The organism is Polynucleobacter sp. SHI8 (assembly GCF_027944005.1).
In the GTDB taxonomy this organism is placed as follows: domain Bacteria; phylum Pseudomonadota; class Gammaproteobacteria; order Burkholderiales; family Burkholderiaceae; genus Polynucleobacter.
The window spans coordinates 1,686,625-1,711,942 of sequence record NZ_AP027204.1; the positions used below are offsets into that span (position 1 = coordinate 1,686,625).

Sequence of the window (25,318 nt, forward strand, 5' to 3'; positions counted from 1 at the left end):
TAACCCAAAAATGTGCTTATTTCCCTGAACTAGTTAAATTTTCAATCAAACTTGAGTGTCTGAGAAGTTGTGGAATCGTTCTTAAACGACTAGCGGAAATAATTTGACGTAACTCAAATAAAGCAGCCTGGAATAAATCATTCACAACTAAATAGTTCGCTTCTGATAAATGACTGAGCTCGTCATGCGCTGCTTGGATGCGTCTTTGAATGGTTGCTTCATCATCTTGCCCACGATTACGAAGACGCTCTTGAAGCGTATTAAGCGATGGGGGCAAAATAAAAACCCAAATCGCTTGTGGCACAATTTTTTGAATCTGCTGGGCTCCTTGCCAATCAATTTCAAGAATAACATCTTGACCTTGTTCCATCTTTTCCATAATCCATGAGCGTGAGGTTCCGTAATAATTACCATGAACATAAGCCCACTCCAAAAAATCACCCTGTTCTTTTCGGGATAGAAAATCGTTTTCTGAGATAAAGTGATAATTAACACCCTCAACTTCACCAGGTCGTGGACTACGCGTTGTAAAGGATACTGATAAGGAAAGGGTTGGGTCGGTCGTCAACAAAGCAGATACCAAAGATGATTTACCAGCACCGGATGGTGCCACTACGAGAATCATACTGCCACTATAAATCATCTAAATCCCCTTCCACTACTCTAAATTTTGAACCTGTTCGCGAATCTGCTCTACGAGTAACTTCAACTCCATCGAAGCATCACTTGTTTCTTGTGAAACTGATTTTGCACCTAATGTATTACTTTCGCGTTGAAGTTCTTGCATTAAAAAATCAAGGCGCTTTCCTACAGGACCACCCTTTACCAAAGCGGACCTTACGGCATCAAAATGTGTCTTTAAGCGATTAATCTCCTCTGCAACATCAATTCTTACTCCATACATCACGACTTCTTGTTTGATGCGTTCAATCAACTCTTCTTTTGAGACTAATCGACCTTGTTGATCAACGCCATCTAATACCGCGAGTAATTTCTCTTCCAGCTTACCTTGATAAGCTTGAATAATCTCTGGTAACTTGATTTCAATGGCGGCAACAATCGCCGTCATTTTTTCTAGGCAACCAAATATCACCTGCTTTAAGGCCTCACCTTCGGTCATGCGACTAGTAATTAAAGAATCTAATGCCTGGTTTGTGGCCATTAAGATCACTTCTTGTAACTCTTCGGAACCAATTTCATCCTGCCGAATAACTCCAGGCCAAGTTAATATATCTTTGACAGTTAGAGGACTTGCCAAGGGAAAATCTTGTTTAACATAGCCCTGCAAATGCTGTAATTGTTGCAATACAGGTAAATGAAAGTGCTTGGTGATGTCGTGGTCAATATGCGTTTCTTGAGGTTGATCCGCCTCACCACCTCGTTGAATATGAATCCGGCACTCGATTTTCCCACGTGCAATGCGTTTGGCGATATGTTCTCTGATTTGTGATTCCGCCATACGAGCTTCATCAGGGGTCCTAAAGACCAAATCCAAAAAACGCGAATTAATTGACCTTAGCTCTACATAAACTAATGCAATGGTTTGCTGGTCAATTTTCAAGGGCTGACGATGTGCCCCAAACCCCGTCATGCTATATATCATGCTTACATTGTAAAGTGTTGATGTGCTTGTGCCAAATAAAAGGCAAAATACTAGAAATTAATTGAAAGGTCTTGATCCATGAATACAGTCGTTCGCCCCAGTCAGCGTGCTTTTTCTCAAATCCGTGAGGTAATTATTACTCGCGGCTACACAAAACATGCGGAAGGTTCTGTTTTGATTGCCTTTGGGGGTACTAAAGTGCTCTGCAATGCCAGTATTTTGGAGCGTGTCCCCCCTCATCAAAAGGGCAGCGGTCAAGGCTGGGTCACCGCTGAATACGGCATGCTTCCAAGATCAACCCATACGCGCAGTGACCGAGAAGCTGCCAAGGGCAAACAATCAGGACGCACTCAAGAAATCCAGCGTCTCATTGGACGTTCGTTACGCAACGTGTTCGATCTCCATCTTTTAGGTGAGCGCACGATTCATCTCGATTGTGATGTTATTCAAGCCGATGGTGGAACGCGCACGGCAGCAATTACTGGGGCTTTTGTTGCAGCTCGTGATGCAATTAATCTATTGCTAAAAAATGGCACCATCAAACAAGACCCTATTTTGGATCATGTGGCAGCAATTTCCGTAGGTATTTATCGAGGCCAAGTAGTGGCTGACCTAGATTACGACGAGGACTCTTCTTGCGATACGGATATGAATATTGTCATGACAGGTAAAGGTGGGATCGTTGAGATTCAGGGAACCGCTGAAGGTGCCAGTTTTTCTAAGGATGAACTCAACCAACTTCTTAATCTAGGACAAGCTTCCATCCAGCAACTGGTTCATTTGCAAAAAGAAGCTCTTGCTCAATGACGTCTATGGCAAGACAAATTGTTTTAGCATCTCTGAATCCTGGAAAACTTCGGGAATTCAATGCCATTTTTGCTCCACTTGGTATTGAGGTCATCAGCCAACAAGATTTACAAATTCCAGCAGCTCCTGAACCACATCCGACCTTTATCGAAAATGCCCTCTCTAAGGCAAGACAAGCAAGTGCTCTGAGCGGTCTTCCTAGTCTTGCTGATGACTCCGGAATTTGTGTTGATGCTCTGCAAGGCGCTCCAGGCATTCATTCAGCGAGATTTGCTGGACCTCATGCCGATGACGATCAAAATAATCATCATTTAATAAATTTATTAAAAAATGAATCAAACCGTCGGGCAAAATACGTCTGCGCTCTGGTTTTTATTCAACATCCAACTGACCCAGAACCTTTGATTGCGACAGGAACATGGCATGGGGAGGTGATTGACACGCCAAAAGGTATTCATGGGTTTGGATATGATCCCTATTTTTATTTAGCAAAATATCAACAAACGGCTGCTGAATTAGACCCTCAACTAAAAAATACTATCAGCCATCGCGCCCTTGCGATGCATGAACTTCTACAAAAATTACGCCATGAGTAATCACCCAATTATTCCGATTCAAGCAGCAAATACTCCTCGCCCAACGAATCACATCGTCTTGGAATCCTTACCTCCACTATCTCTATACATTCACTTTCCTTGGTGTGTAAAAAAATGTCCTTACTGTGATTTCAATTCACATGCAATCAGTGATCAAGGGCTTGGGTTTGATGAAAACCTTTATTTAGATGCTCTTTGTAAAGATCTAGAAGAATCTTTACCTCTCATATGGGGTAGAAGAATTCATTCGATTTTTATCGGTGGTGGCACACCAAGCTTATTGTCCCCTAAGGGCTTAGATCGACTCTTGGCAGATGTGCGTGCACGTATTGGCATGGATAGTGATATTGAAATTACCCTTGAAGCCAACCCCGGATCCGTTGAGGCAGAGAAATTTTCGGCGTATGCCAAGAGTGGTGTCAATCGAATTTCTTTAGGCATCCAAAGCTTTAATGAACGTCATTTGAAAGACTTAGGACGAGTTCATTCTGCGAGTGAAGCTCATCAAGCAATTGCGATTGCCAAACAATTTTTCAAAAGAGTCAATCTAGATCTAATGTATGGCCTACCGATGCAATCTCTAGAAGAGGCAAGTTCTGACCTTCAAACGGCATTAAGCTTTCAAACAGACCATGTATCTTTATATCAACTCACGCTTGAACCGAATACCTTGTTTGCAAAATTTCCACCACCATTGCCAAATGATGATCTGATCGCTGATATGCAATCTTCATTGATTGCTCAATTGGCATCAGCAGGGCTTTACCGCTATGAAATTTCTGCTTATGCAAAAAATAAATCGGAATGTTTTCACAATCTAAATTATTGGACTTTTGGCGATTATCTCGGTATTGGTGCAGGTGCTCACGGCAAAATTTCCTTCCCGGACAAAATCATTCGTACAGTCAAAGAGCGCCATCCTCAAACCTATATGGAGTCGATTCATTCGTCTAGTAAAGCAGTCATTGAGCAAAGAACCATCGCTAAAGATGAACTTGCTTTTGAATTTATGCTTGGTGCATTGCGATTAAAAAATGGTGTATCAATGAGTATGTTTGAACAACGTACTGGGCTTTTACAAATCGATATCCAATCTGAGCTGCAACTTGCGATCGAAAAAGGCTTACTTGAAACTGACTTTACTCAGTTAATAGCTACACCCCATGGTTTTGAGTTTTTAAATGATCTTCAAGAATTATTTTTACCGGTGTTGACTGAACTATAAATGAATCCCACTTTACCTAAAATTGCGATTGTAGGTGCTGGTGCTGTTGGTTGTTATTTTGGCGGACTATTAGCCAAAGCAGGTTTTCCTGTAACTTTGATTGCCAGAGATAATCAAATTGAATCGTTAACCAATCACGGTGTAGGGATCCAATGGGGAGATCGTATCGAATATTATCCAGTAACTGCCTCAATTAACTATGAAACACTTGCAGATTCCTCTTATGTGTTGATTGCCGTGAAGACGCAAGCAACTCTCCTAACGGCCTCTCAAATAGCTCCTCACCTCAAATCAAACGCTGTTGTCCTTAGTCTACAAAATGGGCTGGATAATGCGGAGTTACTCAAAAAACATATACAGCAACCTTGCTACTCCGCACTCATTTATGCAGCCATTGCCATGACGGATCTCAATCTGGTGAAACACTTAGGTGGTGGAAATTTAATTATTGGCAATACCATTCCTGAGCAAAGTGAACAACGTCTTGAATTTTTATCGCAATTACTTCAATTAGCTGAAATTCCAACTAAAGTTTCCAAAACTATCATCGTTGAAATGTGGCATAAACTCATCATCAATTGTGTCTTAAACGGTTTATCAGCCATTGCACAAATCAATTACTCCGAACTCTTGAAAAGTCCAGGAATCAAAGAAGTCATTGATCTCATCCAAGAGGAATGTTGTCAGATTGCATTATTAGAAGGTGTTCATTTAGATCGAGAGCATATCAAAGATCTAGTAAATAAAGTACCAAATCTGTGGCCTTTGCAGCTTTCCTCAACAGCTCAAGACTTAAGTAAATCAAAAGCAACAGAAATCGATTACTTAAATGGTGCAATCGTCGCTAAAGCGAAGAGACATGCCACAAGCGTCCCCATCAACGAAATGATTTATTCACTCATCAAAATGCGTGAATACCAACAGGGTACTTTCAATCCATCATCACCGGTTCAGCTGGTTTAGATTGATTTTTTTTCGCTGAATATAGTCCCTCTACCGCAAAAATAATGAGGCCAATCCATACGGTTGCGTAGCCTAAAAACCGATGTTGATCGATGATTTCATGAAAAATAAATACGCCACTTAAAAACTGTAAAGTGGGTCCTAAATATTGAATAAACCCTAAACTGGTCATCGATATTCGTTGTACGCCAAAAATAAAAATCAACATTGGTACAGCCGTAACAATACCGATTGTCATTAACTTGATGTCAATCAACCAACCCTGGGTTCCAAAAATTAATTGATCCTGCGCGTGAAGGTAATAAAACAAGATGAGTACAAAAGGCAGTAACAGAATCATCTCCAAAGTTAATCCCTCTAGGGCTCTTAAAGTCCCTAACTTACGAACCAGTCCATATAAGCCAAAACAGCCCCCAAGAGCCAATGCTAACCAAGGAAATTTGCCATATGCAAAACCTAAAATTGCGACTCCTGTTACCACAAATACAATTGCCAAAACTTGTAATTTACGAAGCCTCTCACCTAAGATAACTAAACCTAAAACCACACTCACTAATGGGTTAATAAAATAGCCCAAACTTGCCTCAGTAATATCTCCGCGCAAAATTCCCCAAACAAAGATATAAAAGTTGGCCGCTAACAAAATAGCACTAATGAAGTAGTAACCGATAGTTTTAAGAGTTACATCTTTAAGTAAATCAAAAAATTTACCTTGAATTAACATAATGAAAACCAGAATAACTACAGACCAAACAATCCGATGTACAAAAAATTCCAGCATCGAAACGTCTGTAAATTCCCGTGTATATAAAGGCATAAAGCCCCAACATATGTAGCTGGTAATCACGCTCCAATATCCCAATTGTGTGGGAGACATAAATGATTTCTTCATAGAGAAATCATTTTATGCCTTTTATATCGAACTGATCTAATTCAGTAATTTGAAGTAAAAAAAAGGCCGACATAGTCGACCTAAAAATAAAAGAATAAGGATATCAATATTGATAAACGCCTTTACCAGTCTTACGACCTAAGTGACCAGCAGCTACCATTTCGCGGAGTAATGGACATGGGCGATACTTGGAATCACTGAAGTTATTGAAATAAACTTCCATAATCGCTAGGATCGTATCTAAACCAATAAGGTCGGCAAGAGCTAAAGGGCCAATCGGTTGATTACAACCGAGTTTCATTCCAGCATCGATATCTTCTGCCGTTGCAATACCTTCAGCTAATACGAAAAATGCTTCATTAATCATCGGTACCAAAATACGGTTAACAACAAATCCTGGTGCGTTTTTAACTGTTATGGGCTCTTTACCAAGTCTTTTCGACATCTCATAAATGGCTTGATGTGTTTCATCACTTGTTTGTAAGCCACGAATGATTTCAACTAAAGCCATCATTGGTACGGGGTTAAAAAAGTGCATTCCAATCACACGCGCCGGATTGGAAATTTTTGATGCAATCTGAGTGACTGATAAAGAAGAAGTATTTGTAGCAATAATCGTTGTTGGTGAACATGTCTCATCTAATTGCTTCAAAATCTTTTCTTTAATCGGTTGATTTTCTGTAGCAGCTTCAATCACTAAATGTAAATCTTTTAAATCAGCATAATCAAGTGAAGGCTTAATTTTTGCTAATGTCGCAGCTTTTTGCTCAGCGGTCAGTTTTTCTTTTTTAACTAAACGCTCAAGACTTGAGCTAATACTTTCCATCCCTTTATCAATTGCTGGTTGATTAATATCTACCATCACTACATCTAATCCTGATGCAGCACAAACTTGAGCAATACCATTCCCCATAATGCCCGCACCAATAATTCCTACAGATTGAATTTCCATCATTTTTCCTTAAGAAGTCGCTTCAATATTCATCTTTTTAACATCATTTGCAATGATAAGCGGTGTTCCCGTCGCAGCAACAACATCCTCAACAGTTACCCCAGGGCCCGTCTCTGTTAATACTAATCCTTCAGGAGTGTTAATAATCACAGCCATTTCCGTCACTATCATATCAACCGGTCGAGTCGAGGTTAAAGGCCACTCACATTTTGGAATAATTTTATGTGCGCCCTTTGCCGTATGAACCATCGCCACCACAACTTTTTTCGCACCTGTCACCAAATCCATTGCACCGCCCATACCAGGTACCATCTTGCCAGGAATCATCCAGTTGGCCAATAAACCTTTCGAGTCAACCTGTAAACCGCCTAACACAGTCATATCTAAATGACCGCCACGAATCAGCCCAAAAGACATATTACTGTCAATTCTGGCCGCTCCTGGAATCGCTGTTACATATCCGCCACCAGCATCCGTCAAGTCCTCATCTTCCATCCCCTCTGGAGGACGCTGATCAAGCCCAATTAAGCCATTCTCAGATTGCAAAAAGACGGTTAAGTTTTCTGGTAAAAAATTAGCCACCATCGTTGGCATACCAATACCTAAGTTGACCAACATGCCATCTCTTAATTCTTGAGCAACTCGGCGCGCAATAACTTCTTGTGGTTTCATCATATCTGTATCCGACTTTTAATGTGAAAGTTTAATAGCAACTAAATGGTCTACAACCACACCCGGTGTATCAACATGATCTGGGGATATCATCCCAACCGGCAATATTTCATTAGACTCTGCAATCACACACTGACCTGCCATCGCCATCGCTGGATTAAAGTTGGTTGAAGTTAATTGATACGCTAAATTACCTAAATAATCTGCTTGATGCGCATGGATTAAAGCAAAATCTGCGTGTAGTGGGGTCTCTAGTAACCATGCATCACCGTTGACTTCAACAATCTGCTTACCTTCCTCAGCTAAGGTACCAAAACCAGTCTTTACTAATACGCCACCTAAACCATATCCTGCACAACGGATTCTTTCAACTAAAGAACCTTGTGGGCATAAATCAACTTTAATCTCACCGCTAATCATCTTTTGTTGTGTTTCAGGATTGAGGCCAATGTGGCTCGTAATCACATGGGATACTTGACCACTTCGTATCAATTTACCAATCGCAACACCTGGTAAGGCAGTATCATTGGCAATGATTGTTAAATTTTTCTGACCACTCTCAACAAGGGCATCAATCACTCGGTGTGGTGACCCTACTCCCATAAAGCCACCTATCATCAAGACGGCGCCATCCGGGATTAACTTGACTAACTCTTCTGGTTGTTGTGCTTTTCTCATTATGAACTCATCGTTGGAATGGTTAAATTGGATAAGGCTAAGGTATGTGCTGCAATCATTCCTTCTTCATCCGTCGGAATGCGTAAACATAAAACACTCGAATACTCAGTTGAAATAACAGTCTGTCCAGTAGCATTCTTGGCTTCATCTAATTCCACACCAAGCCACTCACAACCTTTTAATACTTCTTGACGAATGTGCACAGAATTCTCACCAATACCACCCGTAAATACCATGGCATCAAGACCACCTAATGCCATTGCTAAACTTCCAATTTCTCTCTTGACTCGACTAATAAAGTATTCAATAGCCTCTTTAGCAGATGTTGCATCAGAGCTTTCAAGAGTTCGCATATCGTTAGAAATTCCTGATAGACCTTTTAGTCCAGACTCTTTATAAAGTAAGTCAGAAATTTCTTTAGCAGACATCTTTTTATGATCCATCAAATAGAGCAATACACCTGGATCAATGTCGCCACATCTTGTTCCCATCGGCAAACCATCTAATGCAGAAAATGCCATAGTGGAGGCAATTGATTTACCTTCTTTGAGAGCTGCCATGGAAGCCCCATTACCTAAGTGCAATACAATCACTCGGCCACTTGCATGCTCAGGATAGAGTTCAGGCAATTTCTTAGCAATAAATTCGTAAGATAAGCCATGAAATCCATAACGACGAATTCCCTCATCATAAAAATGGCGAGGAATAGCAAAGGTATCATTAATAAATGGCTGATTGCGATGGAATGCAGTATCAAAACAAGCAACTTGTGGAATATCGCCAAAGGACTCACGAGCAGCTTTAATACCTGCGATATTGTGCGGCTCATGTAATGGCGCCAATGAGAGTAAAGTCTCAAACTTTTGGAGAACGTTGTCATTAATCAAGACAGGTTCACTATAGTATTGACCACCATGTACAACACGATGTCCAACTGCCTTAATCTGCATATCGGCCATATGCTTACCTAACCACTGAATTAACCAATGTAAAGCAGCACTATGATTTTGTGGCGCTTGATTCTCCGGCCATTCATATTTCTCATGAATCGATTGATCACTACTTTTCGCTTTAAATGCGGCAGTAGAACCAATCCCATCAATTTGACCAATAATTAATTGCTCAAGTGCTGGAACGGTATATAAAGCAAATTTAATGGATGAAGACCCCGCATTGAGTGTCAATAATCCCTGTCGTTGATTGGACATAGCATTCTCCATTTTGAACTAGTGATTACTCTTCTGTAATCGCTGATTTTTTATTTCTTCTAAAATAGTCATAGAGCTGGGCTAAAGCACATGAAGCTAAACGAGCCATTTCATTATCAGCTCTGCTAGTTAACATGACTGGAATCTTTGCGCCTAATACTAAGCCGGCAGGCTGAGCATGAGAAACGAATGTTAACTGCTTTGCCAACATATTTCCAGACTCAAGATTTGGCACAATGAGTACTTGAGCTCGACCTGCGACTGGAGACTCTAATTTTTTCGTTTTTGCAGCGCCCATATCGATCGCATTGTCCATGGCTAGTGGGCCGTCAACAATTCCACCCGTAATTTGTCCACGATCTGCCATTTTGGCTAGAATCGCTGCTTCCATCGAGGAAGGAATATTGACGTTAATCGTTTCAACTGCCGACATAATCGCAACGAGTGGATTAGAAATTCCACAAGCCTGTGCCAAATCAATAGCATTTTGTGTGATATCTACCTTAGTCATTAAATCTGGGGCAATATTAATTGCTGCATCACTAATAAATAAAGGATGATCGAGCGTAGGAACATTCATCGCAAAGACGTGTGAAATCCTGCGTGAGGCTCGTAAGCCACCTTCTTTTTTAACAACTTGTGCTAATAGCTCATCTGAGTGTAAGTTACCTTTCATAATCGCGCGGACTTGATTGCTATGGACCAACTCAACGGCTTTTGCCGCCGCAGCAACATGATCAGGAATATCGATGATTTGGATTAATGTTAAATCCTCGTGCGCAGATTTTGCAGCTTCTTCAATCTTGACTTTAGAGCCAATCAATATTGGAATAATCAAACCTGCACGCATTGCAAGCAATGTACCTTTTAATGAGTTGGCGTCATCAGGGCAAACAACCGCAGTAGGCATTGGCTCTAATTTCTTCGCAGCTTCAATCAATCGTGCAAAATGATCGTGCTCCTCGAGAAGTAAAGGAGGTAAATCATGATGCGATAAGGTCACATGCTCCGTTGGGGCACTAACGATTGCTTTACCTGCCGCAATTATCGGGCCACCCACTTTGGAAACAATCGTTTCAAAAACAACATTGGGAGATTCTAATTTTTCGAGTAAACGCACATGAATATTGATCACATCGCCAACATGAGCTCGGCCAACAAAATCAAAAGACTGTTGACGGTAGAGTGTGCCAGGACCAGGCAAAACATTACCTAAAACACTAGAGATTAATGATCCAACCCACATCGATGGCGCTACCGCATCACTCACACCGTCATGGTCCACATCAAATGTTGGCATATGCAGGGGGTTTAAATTACCCGATGCATGCGCAAATAGATATAAATCTCTAGAGCCTACTGTTTTTTCAATAGAGGCTTCATCTCCAACTTTTAACTCTTCCCAAATTCGATTTCTTAATCCATCAATAGGTGCATTCATATTATTTCCAATCACATTTATTCAGATTTAGCTGTTCTTTTCTTTGCTGTCTTCACTGCTTTTTTAGCAAACATTTTTTCAAACTCTTCATATTGCTTAAGCGCATTTGGATGCATCGTGTCACGCGGTCCAGCAATTTCCATAACGAGATCTAACGCTTCTTGTATTTTTTCTTCGGTATTTAACAAAACTACTAGACTGTCTTTCGCTAACTTTGGCTCAAAATCAACAATCAAAGATTGTTGATGAATCAAGTGAGATAACGCACTTTCATCATGCAAGTTTGGAAAATGCGCTCTTTGCAATGTTTGTAATTCGCGCTCAAGTCTTGTTCTTCTAACATACCCACGAGCCTTTGTAATTAAGTGCAACATACGTACAGTCGCTTCTGGAACACTACCAACTTCCATCAGTGACAAGGCCAATTGAATCTCTGGATATTGACGGGCATCAACATCTTTTGATTTTCCATGATGTTTATCTAATGGCTTTGTAATAGATTTCACAATCGGTGAAGAATACATCTGAAAGAACATCAGTTCAGTCATTGCATCACGTGTATCACGATACAGATTTAACTGTGACTCAATCGACTCAGCAAACATTTTCTCTAACTGCAAAAACGGATTATTCTTTGCTATGGCTTTGCGCTTTTCTTTTGTCTTTGCAGTCATTGCATCAAACATCGGCATAAGTGGATTAGCGTCCGAGAATGACAAGCGTTGTGTGCGGAGTGAGTTCATGTTTCTGAGCATCTCTGCTGAATGCTCTGTCACTAAGTTTTTCACAACTGGACGGAACATTCTTTCGTAAATCTCAGTGACCATCTGGGACATCTTTGAGACTTCTGCAAATAATTCCTCATCATCATCTGGATCATTCGCAATCGAAATAACATCTTCCATCGTTCTTGGCTCAAAACGTATATGCATGCGATCTTTTCCATCTTCAAGAACCATCTCATATAAACCAGGTGACAACGCTTCAATCGCTCTAAAAGTGTCAGTAATTGCTTCATGCTCACGACCAGCAATTTTAGCGGATACGAATATACCTAAGTGACCAATAGAGCCATGCACCATATAAACAATGCGCTGACCTTTAGCCTTTAATTCATCCACGCTTGCGTATAAATCTGGAATCCAATGAAGTGCTTGCTGAGGCGGTGTAATGTTGTCGCCATGGGAGGCGAAAACAATAATCGGTGATTCAATTTTCTTCAAATCAACACGGTCGTATCCAAGAACTGCTTCACCAGCAGTTAATTTATTACCAATAAATAAATTTTCTACAATCCAGCGAATTTCGGCTTCTGTCATCAACGCATAACCTCCCCACCAACGCTCGAACTCCAAAAATCTTGGCGTTTCGGTATCCACATTGGCATAAAGGTTGTAATACTTAGCAAACATAGAGTTTGCTGGATTAAGTGATTCAAAGTTTTGTACTAAAGCAGCGCCGTCAAAAATACCGTTTCCTAAATCCGCCGCAAGAATGGCGGGCATTGCACCACCCTTAACGCCACCGGTATAACGCATTGGATTTTCACCACGCTTACCCGCCCAATACGACATAGGCGAGCCGTTAAGAACGATCGGCCCTAATAACTGAGGTGCTTTAGCAGCAACTAACATCGTCGCCCACCCCCCCTGACAATTACCAATCATGATCGGTTTTGGTGCATTTGGATGACGTCGGATAACCTCTTGAACAAACTCGATTTCAGCATCTCTTACATCGGCTAATGTTTGCTCTGGAACAGGCATTTGTCGAAAAGCCACAAAGTAAACTTGATGTCCATCATCAAAACCATCGCCAACTTGACTCTCTGGTTTAAACCCACCAATACCAGCACCGTGTCCTGCACGTGGATCAACAATAATGATCGGAGCACGATTCTCATCAATCACTTTGCCTGCTGGCGGTGTGATTTTGAGCAACATGTAATTCACCTGAGGTACTAAATCCATTCCATCAACAACGACTTCATAGTCAAAATCCAATACGGGGGGCATACCAGCTTTGGAATGCTCAACATAAATATTGCCTCTTTGGCGCAACGCGTCAAAAAATAGTGCCTGTCTTTCACCTGCATCACGTAAATACTCTGCATACAATGTGAAAAAATCTGTTGGGCTCTTTAGTTCTGTACCTTGAATATTCTTTTGAATATCCTCTAACATTTTTTGAATCTTTTCTCTTTCTTGAGAAATAGATTTTTGTAATTTTTGAGAATGTACTTTTGATAATCCAGCGATTTTCTCATTTGCTGCTTTTGTCTCCCTAACTACCTTTTCTGTATTTTTTAATGTTTTTTCTAAAGTTCCCTTGATGGCATCCATAAGGCTAGCTTTTTTTGATGAATCACTCATGATGTTTCCCAATAAAAAATGAAAAAATTAATGCTTTTAAAGCATAGTAATTACCCTGAGTTACAGATAAAGTCTTTTTTGATGAAATTATGGTGACATGTCATGAAGTTATTTCACGATATGGTGTCCTGCATCCACATAAATAGTCTGCCCAGTCATTCCAGAAGAGATGTCTGCACATAAAAATGCTGCTAGATGAGCAACTTTCTTCAATCGTGACAATTCTTCTTAATGGGGAAGTCTCAATCGCATCATTAATGAGTTCATCAAAACTGTCGATTCCAGAAGCTGCTCTTGTTCTAATTGGTCCTGGAGAAACAGCATGCACGCGTATCTTTTTGGGGCCTAACTCAGCAGCTAAATAGCGCACTAAGGACTCTAAAGCAGCTTTAACGGGCCCCATCATTCCGTAGTGGCCTATCACAGCATCAGAGCCCCCATAGGTCATGGTTAACATGGCACCACCATTATTCATTAAGGGCTCAACTAGACGGGCCACCCTTGCAAATGAATGACAAGATATATCAACCGAACGCTTAAATCCTTCACCAGATGAGTCAACTACCCGCCCATGAAGGTCTTCTAAAGGTGCCCAAGCAATCGAGTGAATCACAAAATCAATGCTACCCAACTGATCTGCTGCATGCTGAACAAAAGTCTCAAGCTCCCCTGCGTTTTCTACATTACAGGTCTGTAAGTCAATATGGGGGATATCTTTGATGACTGGCTCAACATAGGATCTCGCTTTATCATTGAGACAACTAGCGACAATCTGTGCACCCTCATCTGAAAAATGTTTGGCACATGCATAAGCAATACTATGATCATTAGCCAATCCAAGAATGATACCTTTTTTTCCTCGTAACATCCCATTTCTCCTCGGTAAATGAAACTGAACCTGAGGTAACAATAGTAGTTAATTATGAAAATCGTATGTGAAATATAAGAATTTTTAAGGTAGCTTGGATTTTAAAAATAAAGCGATTTTCTCAACGGAATCTGTAGCCTCTGGCAATAAACCCGCAAAATGCTGCCATACATGCCACATCGAAGGGAAAACCTCAAAATGTGACTCTAGTTGAGCATCAATTAATTTTTGATGAAATAGAGCGCCATCATCATGCAATGCTTCAAATTCACCTACATGCGTCATCGCCGGTGGAAAAGCATTTATTTTGGCATACTGAGGTGATATCAAAGGCTCAGTTAAATTCTCCTGCCCTCCATAGGTTTTAGCAGAGGCAATTAAACGTTCACTATTCGGAAAGTATGGATCAACTGTAGCCTTCGTTTGATGAGATGCATTCGACATTTTTAAATCAGTCCAAGGACACATTAAACCTAATGCATTTGGCAATACTTGCTGCTGTTGTTGTAGTTGCAAGGTCGCCGTAATCGCTAGATTACCTCCAGCAGAATCCCCACTCAATGCAATAGCTTGATTTGGATTACGGTCTTTGAGTATCCGAAAAGTTTCAACTACGTCCGTTAACGCAGCTGGATAAGGATGCTCTGGACATAATCGATAATTGAGCATTAATACTTTACAGCCAGCATGCATCGCCAGATGAGTTCCAATGGCACGGTGAGTTAGGGCATTACCAACTGCAAAAGCACCACCATGTAAATGAATAATGATGCCATCACTTCTTAGCTCGTGAGGGATTAACCACTCTCCTGTCACTCTGCCGATTTTAGTTATTTCTACTTCTACTTCAGGTGAGAAGTTAGCTCTTTTAACCGAAATCTCTTCGTAAGAACGTCTGCGCTCCTCTAAAGTCATGGCATTCCAAAGAACGAGCTGGTCCTTGGTAATTTGATAATAATAAGAGGATAAGTGACTTGGCATAGAGCTATCTTAACGAATTATGGATGACACGCAAGTTCGATGCGATCAAGGGCTTTTTCAAGCAATGAACGTTGTGTCCCGAAATTGAGGCGAAAAAATTGATTATCGCCAAACTGCGAGCCAGGGGACAATGCTACTCCACCCTTTAAAAATTGCTCATATGGGCTATTCCAATTGAGTTCAGAGGCATCAATCCAAGCCAAATAGGTTGCTTGCAAGTGATGCATCGACAATCCAGTAATCGAGTGAATACGCTGCTCGATGTAATCTCGGTTCGCCCTTAAATATTGAATCAACGCTTGATGCCATTCTTGACCGTGCTCAATGGCCGCTTGGGTAGCAACATAAGACAGTAAATTAGGATTCGGAATCAGGGTGTGCAGATCTTTAAGCAGTTGTTGACTCAATTGTGGATTTGGGCAAATTACCCAAGCCAACCCAAGGCCTGGGAAATTAAATGTTTTATTTAGAGACATCAGGGAAAAACTTTGCTCTTCAATCCCCTCACCAATACTTCCCATGGGGATATGTTGTAACCCTTCATCCAAGATTAAATCTGCATGAATTTCATCTGAACAAATAATGAGTTGATGCTCTTTCGCAAATTGGGCAAGCGTGGATAATTCTTCTTTGGTAAATACTGTACCCCCAGGATTATGTGGGTTACAGAGCATCAATAAACGTGTGTTCGGCTTGACTAGCGATTCTAATTGCGCCGTAGAAAAAGTAGCTCGCCCCTCTTGTAATCGTATGTCATAGATCGAGTAATCTCGCCCAGCCCCTATCACTGCATCCAGAAAATGATGATAGACAGGTCCAGGAATCAACACATGATCTCCAGGCTGAGTCAGCATCCGCACAGATAAGTGCAGAGCAGTCACGACACTGGGTAAAAAATGAATCCACGTAGTTTCAATACGCCACCCGTACCTTCTATTGACGTACTCTTGTATGCTTTCTTTTAAAGATTGACTAGCGTAGGTATAACCGTAAACTCCCTGATCAATACGTTTGCGCAATGCCTGCACCACACACTCGGGAGACTGGAAATCCATATCAGCAACCCATAAAGGGATTACATCAGGACCATATTTATCCCAACGAATAGAGTCTGAATGTGTTCGATCAATAACTTGATCAAATAAATGTTTCATCTAGAAATTTTAATCCCCAACCGGTAGTTCAGGTCGGGGACTTATTGAGTTACTTCTTGTCTTCTGCTTTAAAGCCAAAAAGAATCTCATTGGCTTTGTCATCATGCTTGGGTTTACGCAGGTGGGTTAAAACCTCTACTCCACGCTTGACTGCTGGACGTTGTTCTATCTCTTGGAACCAAGCCTGTACATGAGGATACTCAGACATTTCAACACCTTGATTTTTCCAACTCCGTAACCATGGGAAAATAGCTATATCAGCAATGGAATAAGTCTTCCCCGCAATATATTTATTTTTCGCTAACTGACGATCCATCACACCATATAAGCGGTTTGCTTCTTTGGTATAGCGATTCACGGCATATTCAACTTTCTCAGGAGCATAAATACGAAAATGATGGGTCTGTCCGAGCATCGGGCCCACTCCACCCATTTGGAACATTAGCCATTCCATAACCTTAAATTTATCGGTAGTACTTTTTGGTAAGAACTTGCCCGTCTTGGATGCCAAGTACAAAAGAATAGCGCCTGATTCAAAAACACTGATAGGCTTACCATCTGGTCCATTCATATCTACCAAAGCTGGAATTCGGTTATTCGGGCTAATACTTAAAAACTCGGGTTTAAACTGATCACCGTTACCTATATCGACAGGGTGTGCTTCCCAGTCTCTACCTAATTTGAAGCCACACTCTTCTAACATGATGTGAACCTTATGGCCGTTAGGCGTAGCCCAAGAATAAACTTGTATTGCTGGTGATTCGGTTTTTTTATTGTTCATTTATTTTTTCCATTTCATATTCAATTGAATCAAAAAACTATAAGCCTAATTTAGCATTCGCCGGAAACAGGTGTCTCAACGCATCTGCATCTACTGTCATTTTAAAATCAAACTGAGCTTTTAAAGCCTCAGCGCGTTGTGCTGCTGGACGTGCATTAATGACATCAAGCCAACGCTTGATGTTGGGCAACTTCTCCCAAGCATCATCACCTAATATAAACGGAATCATCCGCGCCCAACCCCAAACTGACATATCAACAATACTATACTCGTCGGCAATCATCCATTGTTTGTCGGTCAAATGCGCTTCAATGATATTCCAGTGACGCCATGCTTCAAATTCATAGCGGTTGACTGCATACTCTTTAGGCTCTGGAGCAAATTTCTTAAAATGTACCGCTTGACCACAATATGGGCCAATACCAGATGCAACAAACATGAGCCAAGAGGCAATTTGTGCTTTATGGGAATCATTCTCAACGGGCAAAAACAAATGATGCTTGGCCGCCAAATATAGCAAGATTGCATTACTATCAAATACAGGAATCGTACCATCTAGAATAGCCGGTGTTTTACCGTTTGGATTCACTGTCAGAAATCCTGGATCGTGCTGTTCACCTTTACGGGTATCTACAGGAACCAACTCATAAGGTAATTGCGACTCTTCTAAAAAAAGTGCCACTTTTAATGGGTTAGGCGATGGGTGATAGAAAAACTTAATCATAAGAACCTTTCTAAAATTAAATTCATAAGTAAGTAGGTAAATCAATCAGGCTAGATGCTTGATAAGTAGGTGGCAATCCAATAGTTTCAAAGGGTAAACTGAAGCGGTTTACCCAATAGGTTGGTAAACCAAACCAAGCAGCCCCAACAATATCCCAAGCATTACATGAAATAAACAATACATCTTTTTTTTGACAAGCAAATTTATCTAAAATTAATTGATAGGTTTGTGGCATGACTTTAAAATGGCGAACATCATCCACTGAGATCAACTTATCAAAATATGTATCTAGTTGATTATTAGCGACCACCGTTCTTAACATCTCTTGACTGCCATTCGAGAGGATCGAGGTTTGAATCCCTTTGCCTTGTAATTCTTTTAAAACAGGAACCACGTCAGGAAAAATGTCTAATTGCGCATACTGGTCCATGAGGCGCTCTTGAATCGCTTCAGTCATCGGAAGATTAAGCCGAGCACAAGTATAGTGTAATGCCTTGATTGTTAAGTCCCAGAAGGATGTGTAGTAGCTTGATCCCTCTTGACCTGGATCCGCCATGCTCACTAATCTTGTATATTCAATTTGTCGGTCACGCCACATCATCGAAATTGCTTGACCATTTCCTGGATAAATCTCTTCCGCTAATTGAGACATGGAATACACATCAAAGATGGTTCCAAAGGCGTCAAATGCTACAACTTTATACATAGCTTAAAACTCCAGAGTTAAAAAAAGCCACATCTTACGATGGGGCTTTTACTTGTATCAGCAACACAGTTATTCATTTGCCATGGTGTTAAGCAACACACCAATCTTTTCAATTTCAATTTCACAAATATCGCCAGCTTTCATAAAGATTGGTGGCGTTCTTGCGTAACCTACTCCTGCAGGAGTACCCGTAATAATCACATCGCCAGGCTCTAAAGTCATACACTCAGAAACGATTTTTAGAACAGTCTTCACATCGAATAAAAAATTCGATGTATTGCCATCTTGCAACACTGTACCGTTTAAGCGTGCCTGAATACGTAGGCCATCTCCGCCCGGTGGAAGTTCATCTTTTGTGACTAACCAAGGACCAAAACTGCCTGTATCGTCAAAGTTTTTACCTAGTGTCCACTGGGTACCTTTACGTTGATAATCTCGCACAGAACCATCGTTGTAACAAGAATATCCAGCAACACAATCCAAGGCATTATCTAAAGTTAAATGACGCGCTTTTTGTCCAATCACAACCGCAAGCTCTGCTTCATAATCTAATTTTGCCGATGCTTTTGGAACACGCATCGGTTGCTGATGCGCCACTTGAGAAGAATTCACTCTTAAAAAGAAACTTGGATGCTCAGGAATCGCATGACCACCTTCCTTGGCATGATCAGCATAGTTCAGGCCTACGCAAATAATTTTGCCTGGATTAGATACCAGTGGTAAAAATTTCACACCTGCCATTGGCTTAATTGCATTTAATGGCTCTTCTTCCAAAATGGCATCTAAAACATCTTTCCAGTCAGATTGTCCAAGTAAAGCAACCATATCATGGCTATGCTCGTATCCAGCAATTTCTAAATCAATAAACTCTTGCGCCTCAGGTGTTCTTAAAAGTCCAATACAAGGCTTTCCAGCTTTTTCAAACGTAAATATTCTCATAATCTTCTACAAAAAAAAGCCCCAAAATGGGGCCAGGGTTAATATATTAAGCCTCGTCGATAATTGGGTTACTTAAAGTACCCAATCCTTCAACAACTACCTCACAAACATCGCCAGCCTTCATAAATACTGGAGGCTTACGGGCAAATCCAACACCAGATGGTGTTCCAGTGATAATCATATCGCCTGGGTGTAATTCCATGCCTTCTGAACAAGCAACAACTAAAGTTGCAACATCAAAAATCATATCTTTCGTATTGGCTTTTTGCATCACTTGACCATTTAAACGGGTTTCAATATTCATACCAACCATTCCAGCAGGAACTTCATCTGCTGTAACAAACTCAGGCCCGAAACCGCCGCTGCGATCAAAGTTCTTACCCCACATCCATTGACTTGACTTAAATTGATAGTCACGAATAGAGCCATCATTAAAAATACTATAACCAGCAACGTGATCCAATGCTTTTTCTTTAGTGATGTATTTACCTGGTTTACCAATAATGGCGACAATTTCACCTTCATAGTCGAACTCAGGAGAGACCTTTGGACGCTCAATCGCTACGCCATGAGCAACCCAAGAGGTTGGAAAACGATGAAACAAAACAGGTTGTGTTGGTGGTGTGAAGTTTCCTTCATGAGCGTGATCAACATAGTTAAGACCAATCGCAAATGCTTTATGCGGATGATGCAGTGGCGGCATGAGTTGCACGCTAGATAAAGGAATACGCTTAGTTGCTTTTTCAATCGCAGCTTTTGCAGATGCCATACCAGCAGCACCGTGACGTAATAACTCATCTAAAGTACCAGGGCATCCTAGTTCAGTTAAGTTAATCACCTCGTCGCCGATACGAGCGCCAAGAGCAGGATGTCCATCTGGTGTTTTAAAACGTAACAATCTCATTGCATTTCCTTTAAAAAAATAAACTACTGAATTGAATTAACGAACTTTAGATAATAATGCTTGCGCATTAAGATATTCAATACGCTCCACCACATCTACGCTAAGACCTTGATTTTCAAGGGACTTCACCTGAGTATTCATGGGCACATAAGGATAGTCGCTACCATAAGTCACTTGTGTAGGGGGTACTAATTTCAATAATGCTGCCATACTTGAGGGATGCGTTGCATTGGCCGTGTCGTAATACAAGCGCTGTAATTCAGCTTCGATACCGTTCGGCGCAAATGTTGCTGTGTTGGGTTTATTTCCATGGAAATAATTAATGCGTCCAGCAAGCATCGGGATTGTTCCCCCCGCATGCGAGAACAACCAGCGAATATTTCTAAACTTTAAAAATGATCCGGTGAGCAATAAGTTTGTCACAGCGCGAGTTGTATCGTGCGGCACTTCAATGACTGAGCCATAAGTACCAGTATTTAACCTCGCACAACAAGTCGCCACCAATGGATGGAAATACACGACAGCGTTACGGCGATTTAATTCCTCAAAAATCGGTGCAAATGAAGGATGTCCGGGCCATTTATCGCCATAATTTGTTTGTATTCCAACGCCGTCAGCTCCCAATACATCAAAGGCATATGCAATTTCTTTCAAGGAACTTTCTACATCAATCATATTGACTGCTGCAAATAAGCCAAATCGACCAGGGAACTTTTTCATCATTTGTGCGCCAAAATCATTCACTTCGCGCACAATGCCTTGAATTTTTGGCAAATCAAAATCAAACCACACCCCGGGTGTTGAAGCTAAGGACAAAATAGCTTTTTGCACACCAGCCTGATCCATCGCCGCCACTGCACCTTCAGGTGTCCAAGCAAGTTGCGTTGGAAAATGAGGTAATCCCTTGGAAACTTCGTAATCAACCCAAGCCTTCATATAACTAGGCGAATAAAAATGGTGATGCGTATCAATAATCCCAGAGCCAATCGCATTCGCATTCGTCATTGACATTCCGCCAGCAAGTCCAAGTGCCGTCATAGCACCTGTCGTCTTTAAAAAAGAACGGCGTGAGGATTGATCAACTTGATCATCCTGCGCAATTTGCAAAGTTGAACAATTACAAAGCTGATTGCTACATTTAAATTGGTGCTTCATTTTTGGTCTCCTTGATGATCAAGTTATTCATGTTGTTTTGATTGAACCATACTTCTCTTAATTGCCGGGAAATCCTTTTTTCTGGGCCCAAAGGTTTTCAAAGGGGTAAATTTGCATGCTGGCATAAACTCCATTTTTTGTGAATGGCTCCTCTTTAATCCAAGCGGCAGCAGCTTCGCGATTTGGAAAATCAATGGCTAATAAAGTTCCAACCATTTTTGTATTATCGTCATTCTTCAAAGGGCCTGCAAATGCCATATCATCAGCTTTGGTAGCTAAATAGGCTTTGTGAATTGGTCTCAATTCATCACGTAAAGCATACGCATCTGGTTTGTCTAACATCTGAAACATAAAAATCATTTTTATCTCCTTGAAAATAATAATTAACTATGGATTCCTAAATAAGCTTTCTGAATTTGTGGACTATTGAGTAATTCATTAGCAACCCCTTCTGCAACTACTCGCCCCTCTTCCAACACATACCCCCTACTCGCAATTTCTAATGCCATACTTACATTTTGCTCAACTAATAATACCGAAATTCCTTCTTGATTGACTTTTTTAATTGCAGCAAACATATCAATCACAATCGAAGGTGCCAATCCTAATGATGGCTCATCTAACAATAGAAGTTTAGGCTTTGCCATGAGAGCCCGTCCAATCGCTACCATTTGTTGTTGGCCCCCAGATAAAGCGCCAGAGACTTGATTAATTTTTTCTTTGAGTATCGGAAATAACTCAAGAACCATTTCTAAAGTTTGCGCACGCTGTGCTTTTGCTCGAGCAATATAACTACCTAATTCTAAATTTTCTAAGACACTCATTTCAACAAATAGTCGGCGGCTTTCAGGAACAAGTGCAATACCGGCATCACAAAATTGATGGGCTGGTAATTTAGCCATATCTTGGCCATTAAACTGCATCATGCCACTCACTAATGGGTTGAGTCCCGCAATCGCGTTAATTAAGGTCGTTTTGCCTGCCGCGTTGGGTCCAACAACACAAACCAATTCACCTGATTGAACGTTAAGAGAAACATCCCACAAAGCCGTTGCAGGGCCATAAGCTACTTGAATGTTTTTTAGCTCCAACATTATTCTGCCTTTTTCCCTAAATATGCGGCCATCACTTCTGGGTTTCGCATCACTTCAGTTGGTAGTCCCTTAGCAATGAGTTGCCCATGATTGAGCACGGCAATGCGGTCAGCTAATGCCATGACGGCTGACATCACATGTTCTACAAATAAAATAGTCGTGCCTTGACTTCGAATCTTTTGAATAAGCTCCACAGAACTTTGAATTTCACTAGGCGTGAGCCCAGAAAGCACCTCATCCAACATCAATAACTTTGGCTTTGCCGCTAATGCGCGTGCAAACTCTAAAAACTTTCTTTGATGCAGATTTAAGTCTGAAGGTAATGCATCAGCTTTATGCTCAAGTCCTACTTGCGTTAAGGCCGCATAGGCTAATTCACCAGCCTCTTCTAATGAGGTATTGCCAGCGTATGAAGCAACCAGTCGTGTGTTATCCAAGACAGTTAATTCATTAAAGGGTCGAGGTGTTTGATAGGTTCTTGTAATTCCTTTGACGGCGATCTCATGTGCACTAAGACCAGTAATATCCTCACCTTGAAATATTTTTTGACCACCAGTAGCCGCAAAATGTCCACTGATGACATTAATAAAGGTGGATTTTCCAGAACCATTGGGGCCAAGTAAACCTAAAATCTCTCCCTGATAAATTTCCAGATCTAAATTTTGTAATGCCTTCACTCCACTGAATGATTTACTCAAGGCGTGGGTTTGTAATAACACCTGAGATGTGGGGCGATGATGCTCATTAGTAGATGACTGTATATAGGTATTTTTTAAGGTTTCTACAATTTTCTGTGAGTTTTTCTTTGCTCGCAATCGTGCAAAGTTGCCTAACAACCCATTCGGTATAAATAAAATAACTGCAATTAAAATCAATCCCAAAATCATCTTACCCATTAAAGCACTATCACCAACGGTAAAAAAGTACTGAATTCCTGTGATCACAATAGCGCCTAATAGAGGTCCGGCCCAATGGCGTGTACCACCTAAGACACTCATTAAAACCACAAATAAAGGCACGGTAATCGAAAAGGTCTCATTCGCCGTTACATAAGACACAAATAAGGCTTGAATGGCCCCTGCCATTCCAGCTAAATAAGTAGAAATAAATAATCCTACTAATTTAGATCGATAGGTCGGCACACCCATCACTTCAGCTGCGTCTTCATCATCATGAATCGCGCTGAGTCCTAAGCCTAACTTAGATGAATAAATCCAAATGGCGGCTAACAACGTTATGATCAACAAAGCCAGCATCATCAGATAAAAAGTCCCAGCGGCATTTGGGCCAAACTTAGGAATTGCTACTGAATTTAGATAAACTCCCGGTCCACCGTCTATGGGAGTATTGAGAACAATCGTAGCAATCACAAAAGTGACTGCCAATGTCAAAAGGGCAAACAGTTCGCCACGTACATTGTGAACTCTAAAGACTAAAGCACCGATGCCTAAGCCAAATAATCCTGCAAGAAATCCCGCCACAATGAGTATCGGTAAAAATGGTATTTCCAAATGACCACAAAAATAAGCCACGGTATACATTCCAATACCAAAGAAAGCGCCATGGCCAAATGAAAAATATCCTGATACTCCAGAAAATAAATTCCATGAAACTGCCAATACACCCCAGTAAAAAACAATGTACAAAAACGATTGCCAAAAAGCTGGCATATTGAGCCAAGGCAACATGGCAAATAATGCACCAGCAAGAACAACTAAACCATAACTTGATTGTTTCATTAGAGCTTACCTGGCCTAAACAACAATAAGGCAATTAACAAGGAAAAAGAGACGATCGGCGCCCATGACGGGTTCACAAATACCATGGTAAGTGCTTCAGAAACTCCAATCACGATGCCCGCAATTAAGGGGCCAAAAGAACTGCCTAAACCACCCAACATAACTACCGCAAAAATAACACCTATCCACGTATACATTTGTGATGGATTTAAGGTATAAATCATCGCCACGCAAACACCTGCTAATGCAGCGAGTGCTGTACATACCCCTGCAATGCCTAAACTGATTCTTTTTTGGGGAATACCAAAGGCAGTAGCCATTTTTGGATCTTGAACAATTGCTCTGACAGCTTTACCTAAATCGGTATATTTCATGACGATATGGACCATCACAGCAACTAATACGGCAATCAAAAAACCCATCGTTTCGGCGAAGGGCAGATAAATCCCAAAAACTTCTGCTTTTTTATCGCCATAAGAGGTTTGTAACTTAACAAAATCAGCTGTCCAAACCCATTGAATAAATGCTTCAATAATGACCGTTAAGCCAAACGTCAATAGTAAAGAATTAAAAGGAGTGATTTGGAATCTACGAATCAACCAATGTAAAGCAACCCCAATGACGAAAAATATCGGAGGGAAAATCACTAAGCAAATTAGGGGGTCTATTACCAATTTATTGACTAGGTCAAAACTTAGATAAGCAGATAAGAATACAAAAGCAAAATGAGACAAATTAATTTGTCCCAAAAAGCCCCATGAAAGGCCTAAACCTAGGCCAATCAATCCGTACAAACCTCCGAGCAATACTCCAGAAACAGCTGACTGGATCAGCAAATTTAAACTTGGCAAAACTTCGTCCTAA

26 protein-coding genes and 1 pseudogene are annotated in these 25,318 nt (G+C 40.9%); 4 read left to right on the plus strand and 23 right to left on the minus strand.

Annotation, left to right across the window (positions count from 1 at the left end; genetic code table 11):
• Window positions 1–16: 16 nt before the first annotated feature.
• Together gmk and QMN06_RS08465 are read right to left on the minus strand one after the other, a co-directional pair.
• Window positions 17–643 (minus strand): guanylate kinase, encoded by a 627-nt coding sequence (gene gmk / locus QMN06_RS08460; protein WP_281969686.1) that lies wholly within the window; start codon window positions 641–643, stop codon window positions 17–19.
• Window positions 644–658: 15 nt separating this feature from the next.
• The gene (locus tag QMN06_RS08465; protein WP_281969687.1) at window positions 659–1,591 is read right to left on the minus strand and encodes a YicC/YloC family endoribonuclease; all 933 of its coding nucleotides are present in this window, start codon (window positions 1,589–1,591) and stop codon (window positions 659–661) included.
• A gap of 90 nt (window positions 1,592–1,681) precedes the next feature.
• Between QMN06_RS08465 and rph the strand changes: the two genes are divergently transcribed.
• Genes rph through QMN06_RS08485 form a run of 4 tightly spaced genes read left to right on the plus strand, consistent with a single transcriptional unit; the run spans window position 1,682 to window position 5,194 of the window.
• The gene (gene rph / locus QMN06_RS08470; RefSeq protein WP_281969688.1) at window positions 1,682–2,410 is read left to right on the plus strand and encodes a ribonuclease PH; all 729 of its coding nucleotides are present in this window, start codon (window positions 1,682–1,684) and stop codon (window positions 2,408–2,410) included.
• Window positions 2,407–3,006: an RdgB/HAM1 family non-canonical purine NTP pyrophosphatase gene (gene rdgB / locus QMN06_RS08475; RefSeq protein ID WP_281969689.1), complete on the plus strand. Its 600-nt coding sequence runs from the start codon at window positions 2,407–2,409 to the stop codon at window positions 3,004–3,006. Before rph ends, rdgB begins: the two co-directional genes overlap by 4 nt.
• Window positions 2,999–4,231 carry a radical SAM family heme chaperone HemW gene (gene hemW / locus QMN06_RS08480; protein WP_281969690.1) on the plus strand — a complete coding sequence of 411 codons (1,233 nt, stop codon included), beginning with the start codon at window positions 2,999–3,001 and terminating at the stop codon, window positions 4,229–4,231. The genes rdgB and hemW overlap by 8 nt, the downstream gene beginning before the upstream one ends.
• The gene (locus QMN06_RS08485; protein ID WP_281969691.1) at window positions 4,232–5,194 is read left to right on the plus strand and encodes a 2-dehydropantoate 2-reductase; all 963 of its coding nucleotides are present in this window, start codon (window positions 4,232–4,234) and stop codon (window positions 5,192–5,194) included.
• Here the strand turns inward: QMN06_RS08485 and rarD are convergent.
• The 21 genes and pseudogenes from rarD to QMN06_RS08585 all read right to left on the minus strand — a co-directional run bounded on the left by rarD (window position 5,163) and on the right by QMN06_RS08585 (window position 25,305).
• Window positions 5,163–6,071, minus strand: a complete 909-nt coding sequence (gene rarD / locus QMN06_RS08490) for an EamA family transporter RarD (protein ID WP_281969692.1) — start codon at window positions 6,069–6,071, stop codon at window positions 5,163–5,165. The genes QMN06_RS08485 and rarD overlap by 32 nt on opposite strands.
• A 118-nt stretch (window positions 6,072–6,189) precedes the next feature.
• The gene (locus tag QMN06_RS08495; protein ID WP_281971756.1) at window positions 6,190–7,038 is read right to left on the minus strand and encodes a 3-hydroxybutyryl-CoA dehydrogenase; all 849 of its coding nucleotides are present in this window, start codon (window positions 7,036–7,038) and stop codon (window positions 6,190–6,192) included.
• A gap of 9 nt (window positions 7,039–7,047) precedes the next feature.
• Window positions 7,048–7,713, minus strand: coding sequence for a 3-oxoacid CoA-transferase subunit B (locus QMN06_RS08500; protein WP_281969693.1), 666 nt, complete (start codon window positions 7,711–7,713; stop codon window positions 7,048–7,050).
• A 15-nt stretch (window positions 7,714–7,728) separates the two neighbouring features.
• Window positions 7,729–8,388, minus strand: a complete 660-nt coding sequence (locus tag QMN06_RS08505; RefSeq protein WP_281969694.1) for a 3-oxoacid CoA-transferase subunit A — start codon at window positions 8,386–8,388, stop codon at window positions 7,729–7,731.
• Entirely contained in the window at window positions 8,388–9,596 is a 1,209-nt protein-coding gene (locus tag QMN06_RS08510; protein ID WP_281969695.1) for an acetate/propionate family kinase, read from the minus strand. Before QMN06_RS08510 ends, QMN06_RS08505 begins: the two co-directional genes overlap by 1 nt.
• Window positions 9,597–9,621: 25 nt before the next feature.
• Window positions 9,622–11,037 carry a bifunctional enoyl-CoA hydratase/phosphate acetyltransferase gene (locus QMN06_RS08515; protein WP_281969696.1) on the minus strand — a complete coding sequence of 472 codons (1,416 nt, stop codon included), beginning with the start codon at window positions 11,035–11,037 and terminating at the stop codon, window positions 9,622–9,624.
• A gap of 17 nt (window positions 11,038–11,054) precedes the next feature.
• On the minus strand, window positions 11,055–13,409 hold the full coding sequence (locus QMN06_RS08520) for a DUF3141 domain-containing protein (RefSeq protein WP_281969697.1): 2,355 nt from the start codon (window positions 13,407–13,409) through the stop codon (window positions 11,055–11,057).
• 108 nt (window positions 13,410–13,517) lie between these two features.
• Window positions 13,518–13,631 carry an SDR family oxidoreductase gene (locus QMN06_RS12510; RefSeq protein WP_348649146.1) on the minus strand — a complete coding sequence of 38 codons (114 nt, stop codon included), beginning with the start codon at window positions 13,629–13,631 and terminating at the stop codon, window positions 13,518–13,520.
• A gap of 13 nt (window positions 13,632–13,644) precedes the next feature.
• Window positions 13,645–14,277: pseudogene (locus QMN06_RS08525) on the minus strand (SDR family oxidoreductase); the annotation flags it as partial.
• A gap of 84 nt (window positions 14,278–14,361) precedes the next feature.
• Window positions 14,362–15,258 carry an alpha/beta hydrolase gene (locus QMN06_RS08530; protein WP_281969698.1) on the minus strand — a complete coding sequence of 299 codons (897 nt, stop codon included), beginning with the start codon at window positions 15,256–15,258 and terminating at the stop codon, window positions 14,362–14,364.
• A 17-nt stretch (window positions 15,259–15,275) separates the two neighbouring features.
• On the minus strand, window positions 15,276–16,412 hold the full coding sequence (locus QMN06_RS08535) for a PatB family C-S lyase (RefSeq protein WP_281969699.1): 1,137 nt from the start codon (window positions 16,410–16,412) through the stop codon (window positions 15,276–15,278).
• 49 nt (window positions 16,413–16,461) lie between these two features.
• Window positions 16,462–17,193: a glutathione binding-like protein gene (locus QMN06_RS08540; protein WP_281969700.1), complete on the minus strand. Its 732-nt coding sequence runs from the start codon at window positions 17,191–17,193 to the stop codon at window positions 16,462–16,464.
• Between the two features lie 37 nt (window positions 17,194–17,230).
• Entirely contained in the window at window positions 17,231–17,917 is a 687-nt protein-coding gene (locus QMN06_RS08545; protein ID WP_281969701.1) for a glutathione S-transferase family protein, read from the minus strand.
• A 22-nt stretch (window positions 17,918–17,939) separates the two neighbouring features.
• Complete coding sequence (locus QMN06_RS08550) at window positions 17,940–18,623, minus strand: haloacid dehalogenase type II (RefSeq protein WP_281969702.1); 684 nt, start codon at window positions 18,621–18,623, stop codon at window positions 17,940–17,942.
• Between the two features lie 69 nt (window positions 18,624–18,692).
• A complete protein-coding gene (locus tag QMN06_RS08555) occupies window positions 18,693–19,562 on the minus strand; it encodes a fumarylacetoacetate hydrolase family protein (protein WP_281969703.1) in 870 nt (289 codons plus the stop codon).
• A 46-nt stretch (window positions 19,563–19,608) separates the two neighbouring features.
• Window positions 19,609–20,466: a fumarylacetoacetate hydrolase family protein gene (locus tag QMN06_RS08560; RefSeq protein WP_281969704.1), complete on the minus strand. Its 858-nt coding sequence runs from the start codon at window positions 20,464–20,466 to the stop codon at window positions 19,609–19,611.
• Window positions 20,467–20,502: 36 nt separating this feature from the next.
• On the minus strand, window positions 20,503–21,621 hold the full coding sequence (locus QMN06_RS08565) for an amidohydrolase family protein (RefSeq protein WP_281969705.1): 1,119 nt from the start codon (window positions 21,619–21,621) through the stop codon (window positions 20,503–20,505).
• 57 nt (window positions 21,622–21,678) lie between these two features.
• The gene (locus tag QMN06_RS08570; RefSeq protein WP_281969706.1) at window positions 21,679–21,981 is read right to left on the minus strand and encodes a YciI family protein; all 303 of its coding nucleotides are present in this window, start codon (window positions 21,979–21,981) and stop codon (window positions 21,679–21,681) included.
• Between the two features lie 23 nt (window positions 21,982–22,004).
• Window positions 22,005–22,715, minus strand: coding sequence for an ABC transporter ATP-binding protein (locus QMN06_RS08575; RefSeq protein WP_281969707.1), 711 nt, complete (start codon window positions 22,713–22,715; stop codon window positions 22,005–22,007).
• Window positions 22,715–24,454 (minus strand): branched-chain amino acid ABC transporter ATP-binding protein/permease, encoded by a 1,740-nt coding sequence (locus tag QMN06_RS08580; RefSeq protein ID WP_281969708.1) that lies wholly within the window; start codon window positions 24,452–24,454, stop codon window positions 22,715–22,717. Before QMN06_RS08580 ends, QMN06_RS08575 begins: the two co-directional genes overlap by 1 nt.
• On the minus strand, window positions 24,454–25,305 hold the full coding sequence (locus QMN06_RS08585) for a branched-chain amino acid ABC transporter permease (RefSeq protein WP_281969709.1): 852 nt from the start codon (window positions 25,303–25,305) through the stop codon (window positions 24,454–24,456). The genes QMN06_RS08580 and QMN06_RS08585 overlap by 1 nt, the downstream gene beginning before the upstream one ends.
• Window positions 25,306–25,318: the final 13 nt, after the last annotated feature.